The organism is Phocaeicola faecicola, from assembly GCF_013618865.1.
GTDB lineage: Bacteria > Bacteroidota > Bacteroidia > Bacteroidales > Bacteroidaceae > Phocaeicola > Phocaeicola faecicola.
In genome coordinates this window covers 60,088-66,125 of record NZ_JABSOE010000018.1, presented here as the reverse complement: position 1 = coordinate 66,125, position 6,038 = coordinate 60,088, and the positions used below count along the sequence as shown (strand labels likewise).

Genomic DNA, 6,038 nt, shown 5'->3' with positions numbered 1-6,038 from the left:
CCGACATGCTTCACTCCCCGTTTGGTTTCCCATTCGGATAAGTCGGTTTGGGATAGGTTTCTTAATTGGAATACTAACCTAATCACTTGCCAGTGTGATTATTATCAAGCCCCTATTATGGGCGCACTAAAGGAATATAAATCCCCGTCATATCGGATATTCCATAGCGTGCTTCCTCCAAATTTGGTACTGGTATGGAAATAGATATTTCAAACTCTTTATTAGATGGGAAACGTTTTGCCCGTTTGAAAATCCCAATCCCCCCATTAGTATTTCGAAGATTTATCTGTATGAGAAGTTTCCAATCTTCCAAATCATCTAAGTTGATTTGGTTATTGTAATCTTCCATATAACCATTCAACTCTCGGTAAATTGAGCGCAGTAAGTCCAATTCTCCAAGTTCGGGGATTTCACTACTTATTAAAACTACATATTGATTATTCATACATTCATCCTTATATCCAGAGTTTATAATGGTTTGACAGCGTTCCGCTTCAAGTGGTAGTGCTGTTTGTTAGTCGCTTCATTCTATATCGGTAGTGTTTTTTCGCTTGGCGCAAGCATTCTACCTCTATCATCATAAAGAGTAAATATTCTTTTGGATTCAGATAAAAGCATATCCTCGAATGAATCCCAAGCTAAAAGAGATGAAGCATCTCTACGTTTACAGAAATGAACTTTTCCATCTTCAGAGTCTATATAGAGCTTCGAACCATCATATCTATATCCGCCTATGAAAAAATAAGTGTCTTTTGCATTTTTAGGTTTTTCGTAAATGTTCGGCTCAAGTAAGCCAAAAGGCTCTGGAGTTGCATTTAAATCTCGGTTGTAAGATTTTCTTATTCCATATAAACTGAAATGGTGGAAAAGATGTAATCCATTTGTATCTGTCATTAAAAACGAGCGAAATTGAGACGGAATTTCTCTTTTCAAATCTCGTTCTAACTCAACAATATCATCTTCATTTAGCGTAGCAAAGACGCAAAAATTATATGCTTCAGGAGCAATGAAAGGTGCATGACCGTATTCTTTTGTCCCGTTTTCATATTCTTTACATCCATACTTTTCAAAAGTCCGAATGTATTCCATTATTTCTGTAAATGCACTCATATTTTTTCTTTTTATTTTTCAAGCGACTAATGTCCGGCAGCGTTCCGCTTATTCAGTCGGTTTGCTGTTTGTTAACATCCCATTCTCTATTTCAATAATAATTGGTTTCACATTCAACTTGCGTCCTCCTTTAGTTATACTACCCGAAGCGTATTTTTGAAGTAGATCATAAAATGATACGCCATTGTTGTCGCATGAAAATGGGTTTACACCAGCACGTATAAATCTTATCATTAATTCACAATCTTCGGGATGATATTGTAATGCTATCCGAAGTGCATTTCTTCCTTGATTATCCGTTATATTTTTATCAACGCTTGGATTATCAAGTAAAGAAACTATCATTTCTATATTATATGCCCAAATTGCTGCAAATAAAGGGGATGCCCCACTCGCATCTTGATGATTTAAATTTGCGCCTAATTCTATAAGTTTATAAGCAAAATCATTTTTCCCTTCAGCTATGCAATTCATTAAAAAACTCCTGCCATTTCTATCCACGCTATTTAGCCCATACTTTTCAAGGAAAGACAGAATCTTTGAAAAGTCATTCTGAAACAATAGTGGATATAATTGTTTATCATCAAAATAATTAGTCATTTTCTCATGCTTTTAATTGGGATGTTAATGTCTGGCAGCTAATCGACCTTTATGGGCGATTGAGGTGCATGTTACTGATACATTCTTTTAATTCTTATATCCTTTCTAATTCATATAAAACTTCTTTCAGTAAGTCATATTCTTTATTATTCAAATCTCCATGCGCTAATAATCCGCAAAGATTAGAATATATCTTATCATAGATTTGTGGATCAGCATCATTCTGGAAGGAATGTATTAGTTTCTTATAAAACTCATTCCTACTTTCCGATAGCTCTGTCATTTGCTCCAATTTTCTAATAAGTTCTTTCGTATTCATTCTTATCGGTAATGTCCGGTGGCTAACCGACCATTAAGGGAGGTTTAGCCGATTGTTATCGTTCTGTTATCTTGTTTCTATTAATTGCCCTATTTCTCCTGTTTTTACATTAATTGAAAAGCGAAAATCGCAATTTGATATATTGATGAAAAAGTATAAAATTCCATTTTCAACTCTCACATCAACGAAATGTAGTGCTCTACCATAATATAGATTCCCGTAAGTAGCAATAAACAAATCAGACACATTCCAAATTATTTGATTTGTTGCGCTTAAAACATATGCTGAATTGTATTCTCCAGTATATGGATTCTCAACAACACCGACTACATTATCATGTTCTGAAAAGATAGCGCATAAACCACCTTTTTCTTGTTTCCGATTATACGCCTTTCCATTACATTCCCATGAAATCTCAATAGGAAGAATATCTCCAACAGAGTAACATGATGTTGTACTCGGAGAAATTGGGCGAATATATTTAAATGACTCTATTTTATTCATTCCATTTATTTTTTATGAACGATAATGTTTGGTGGCTAAACGACCTTTTTAGGGGAGGTTAAGCCGCTTGTTACTAATATTTTTATCGTGTCAATTCATTATTAGCTTTACAACAGACCAATGACATTTGCAACAATAAATATTATCGCTATGCTGTTCTATTCCTTCTATATCTATCATTGGGAGTTGTGATTTCTTTCCTTTCATCACAATCTCAAACTCATTGAAATGCCAATCTTTGAGTTCTTGTTTTTCTATTGTGAAGCCATAACTCTGTAAAAGTGTTGTAAGCTCCATTATAGGATTGCATATTGATTTGTATTGACACATATTATTTTTTCTTTATTAGTAACGTTATACTATCAGCCGATTTGGCTGTTATTTTCTTTAAGTATCAGACCTCGTCTTCCTCCATCAACAGATCGTCCAACGGGCTTTTGATATTGCTTTTGAAAGTGTCGGCTATGTGGACATACCTTTCCGTTGTCTTGATGTTGTTATGTCCCATAAGCTCTTTCACAATCTTGATGTCGGTTCCTTGCTCCAGCAAGTGGGTGGCGAACGAATGGCGCAGCAGGTGCGGATAAATCCGTTTCGTGATTCCCGCTTCCCGGGCCGCTGCCTTCAGCCGTTTCGACACGATACTCTCGGTGAAAGGTTCGCCCGGTCTGTGTTCAAAAAGCCACACTTTCGGTTTGTATAGTCTGTTATATTCCGTCAGCTTTTTCATCAACGGTTTTGATAGCAGGGTGTAGCGGTCTTTTTTTCCTTTACCCTGCCGCACCCGTATCAGGGAGCGGGATTCGTTGATGTCGCCGGGTTTCAGTTCCAGCAGTTCGCTGATGCGCAATCCTGCGGAATAGAGTATGGAGAACATGCAGAAGAAGCGCAGGTCTGTCACCGTCGCGTCGAGTATCTTCTTTATTTCCTCCTTGCTCAACACGTCGGGCAGCGTCTTCTCCCGTTTGGCACGGTTCACCTTGTAACACCGCCGTTCCTGACCGAGAACTTTCTCGTAATAGAACTTGATGGCGTTGATACGCTGGTTTTGCTGGCAGGAGGATATGTTTTTCTCGTGGATGAGATACAGCAGGTAGTCGTTTATCTCGCCGGGGGTAACCGTTTCAATCTTACGCCCCTCGAAATGCTGTTGGAAATCGCGGAAATAGGAGGTATATACCCTTACGGTATGGTCACTGTAACGCACTTGCTGAAGTTTTTCCAGATAGCCTTCCGGCAGTGGCGGCCGTTTGTCTTCCTCTTTACGGGGGGCGGTTTCCTTGATGGCAGAATAGTCTATAAACGCCATTTTCACATAGCGGTCGAAGAACTCGGCAAGCACGAAATCTTCTGCCGGCAGATAAGCCCTGCCGCCGACAAGCAGTACGTTTTCTTCCTTCGACAGCGACAAGCGGATGTCATTGTCATTACCGAAAGTCACTTCGACAAATTCTCTCCCGTTTCTTATCACCGGAGAAAGTTTGATCTTGGTTTTTGGGGTATATATTTCCATGCCTCACGTTTTGTCGGATATTGAAACCCGTTTTCGCAAATTTATAAAAAAACACGGGTTATCCATGCGCTTTATTGACATTTAACAATAGATCCCGACTACCTGACAATAAGGTGAGGAGCCACGAAAATACCCTCTGCCAAATCCGTCCTTCCCGGCACTCCGTTTCTCCGATTTCCTCTGCCCTGCGCCACAAGCGGCCACTTCTGTGCCCGATGCTTCCATAGCCTTTCCAACTCTTTTACGTTCAGCCGGTTCCCCTTACTTTCGTTCCCGCATCGCTATTGGTGCTAACTAAAAACACTCGTAATTATGGACGAAAACGTAAAGAACGACGCTAAACAAGTCATGCTCGTTCAGAATGCCGACGACGGACGACTGCAAGCCGTTACCGGCGTGGATCGGGACGGCAATATCCAGACCACCGACCCCACGGATCAGAATGTGGCGAGCCTGCTGAACGTGAACACGCAGGATTCAGCCCTCGAAGCCTTCTTCAAAAAGTTCATGGAACAGGCCCAGAACCCCGTCCACACGGGTATCTTCGTCATGACGGAGAATGCCCTGAACAAACTTATCCGCATCGACTTCGACCCGGAGATTCTGGAAAATTACCGTATCGACCCCTCCGAACGGCTTCAGACGCAGGAGCAGCGGCAGTTCGAGCCGCTGGACGTCACGAAGATAGACCTGGCGGATATGGAGAAGAAAGGTATCCGCATGGAGGACATCGAGCCGCACCTGAAAGCCATGTCTTACGGACATAAATCCAACGGGCTGGTGGAGATGAACCCCGAACTGGAGAACGGGATGCGTGTTTCCACCAAAGGGCGCGTGTCGCTCGAAGAGCAGGCGGACGGCTCGCTGCGCGTCGTGCCGCATTACTGGCAGGAACGGCCCGACCTCGACGCCCCCTTCCACGGGGTGCTGCTCGACGAGGAGGCGAAAACGAACCTGATGAACACCCGCCACGCCGGGAAAGTGATCGACCTGGAGCTGGAGCCGGGCAAGCTCACGCCCTGCTACGTGTCGATAGACAAATGGACGAACACGCTGGAACCCATGCCCGTTTCGTTACTCGAAAAACGTGCCCGCATCAAGGAGGCCGACCTCTCGGAAGGCAAGCAGATGGATTTCTACGGCGGCGGCAAGGTGTTGCTCGAAGGATATACCACCCGCGCGGGTTATAAGCGGGATGCCTATATCCAAATCGACGCGGCCGAACGTAACTATTCCTTTACCTACGACGGTTTGGATCGCAACCGCTACGCCCAGGAGAACAAGGAGATTTACCGCCAGAAGGCCGCCGAGAAAAACGGACGGCAGGAAACTACGGCCTCCGAACGACAGCCCACGCTCACGATTCACCGGACAATCCTCAAAGCCTCCGTGCCCAAAGAGGCTTATGACCAGTGGACGGAAGCGGTGAATGATCCCTCCAAGCGGGCGGATGTCAAGGCTTTCTACATCAAGGGCATGGTCAAGGACGGGCAGGGTGAGCCGTTCAACGCCTGGGTCAAGCCCAACTTCGAGCGTAACAAGATGGACTTCTTCCGCTGGAATCCCGACCGTGCGAAACGGCAGGGAGCGGAGGTCAAACCCGCCGTTGAAAGCCGTACCCAGGTCGCCGTCAATTCCGAGGGCAAGACCGTCGAAGCGGTCAAAGGTGTGAAAGAGCCGCTCAAGCAGGGACAGCAGGAAGCCACCCCGACGCAGAAGAAAAATTACCGCAGCAGCAAAAAGAGCAACTCCAAAGGTGTCAAGGTATAACGTATGAAATGGTTCTACATGCAGGCCGGAGCCATGCCGCTCCTGATCGCGGCGCTGGCCGCCTTGTACCTCCGGCCGGGTAAACGCAGCCCCCCGGAGGAGGCGGACGACGGACGGCAGTATTACGACGGGAACGGCAACCATGTCTATTACGACCGCCGGCTGATCGCCCGTCCGGAAAAAGAGAAAGAAGAAGAACTACAAGAAAACAACCACTGAAAA

At 44.2% G+C, this 6,038-nt stretch carries 8 protein-coding genes; 2 read left to right on the top strand and 6 right to left on the bottom strand.

Going from position 1 to position 6,038, the window contains the following annotated elements; all coding sequences use genetic code 11:
• Positions 1-115 precede the first annotated feature (115 nt).
• The 6 genes from imm9 to H3001_RS06950 form a co-directional block, all read right to left on the bottom strand.
• The gene (gene imm9 / locus H3001_RS06975; protein WP_246368517.1) at positions 116-445 is read right to left on the bottom strand and encodes an Imm9 family immunity protein; all 330 of its coding nucleotides are present in this window, start codon (positions 443-445) and stop codon (positions 116-118) included.
• Between the two features lie 83 nt (positions 446-528).
• A complete protein-coding gene (locus H3001_RS06970; protein ID WP_007662660.1) occupies positions 529-1,110 on the bottom strand; it encodes an SMI1/KNR4 family protein in 582 nt (193 codons plus the stop codon).
• A gap of 48 nt (positions 1,111-1,158) precedes the next feature.
• Positions 1,159-1,710, bottom strand: coding sequence for an ankyrin repeat domain-containing protein (locus tag H3001_RS06965; RefSeq protein ID WP_117508533.1), 552 nt, complete (start codon positions 1,708-1,710; stop codon positions 1,159-1,161).
• A 94-nt stretch (positions 1,711-1,804) separates the two neighbouring features.
• On the bottom strand, positions 1,805-2,029 hold the full coding sequence (locus H3001_RS06960) for a hypothetical protein (protein ID WP_029427360.1): 225 nt from the start codon (positions 2,027-2,029) through the stop codon (positions 1,805-1,807).
• A 66-nt stretch (positions 2,030-2,095) separates the two neighbouring features.
• The gene (locus H3001_RS06955) at positions 2,096-2,533 is read right to left on the bottom strand and encodes a hypothetical protein (protein WP_181214489.1); all 438 of its coding nucleotides are present in this window, start codon (positions 2,531-2,533) and stop codon (positions 2,096-2,098) included.
• 394 nt (positions 2,534-2,927) lie between these two features.
• Positions 2,928-4,046 carry a tyrosine-type recombinase/integrase gene (locus tag H3001_RS06950; RefSeq protein ID WP_007565622.1) on the bottom strand — a complete coding sequence of 373 codons (1,119 nt, stop codon included), beginning with the start codon at positions 4,044-4,046 and terminating at the stop codon, positions 2,928-2,930.
• A 312-nt stretch (positions 4,047-4,358) separates the two neighbouring features.
• Here H3001_RS06950 and H3001_RS06945 point away from each other — a divergent pair, with 312 nt between their 5' ends.
• Positions 4,359-5,816, top strand: coding sequence for a DUF3945 domain-containing protein (locus H3001_RS06945; protein ID WP_117543497.1), 1,458 nt, complete (start codon positions 4,359-4,361; stop codon positions 5,814-5,816).
• A gap of 3 nt (positions 5,817-5,819) precedes the next feature.
• Complete coding sequence (locus H3001_RS06940) at positions 5,820-6,035, top strand: hypothetical protein (protein WP_004319199.1); 216 nt, start codon at positions 5,820-5,822, stop codon at positions 6,033-6,035.
• Positions 6,036-6,038: the final 3 nt, after the last annotated feature.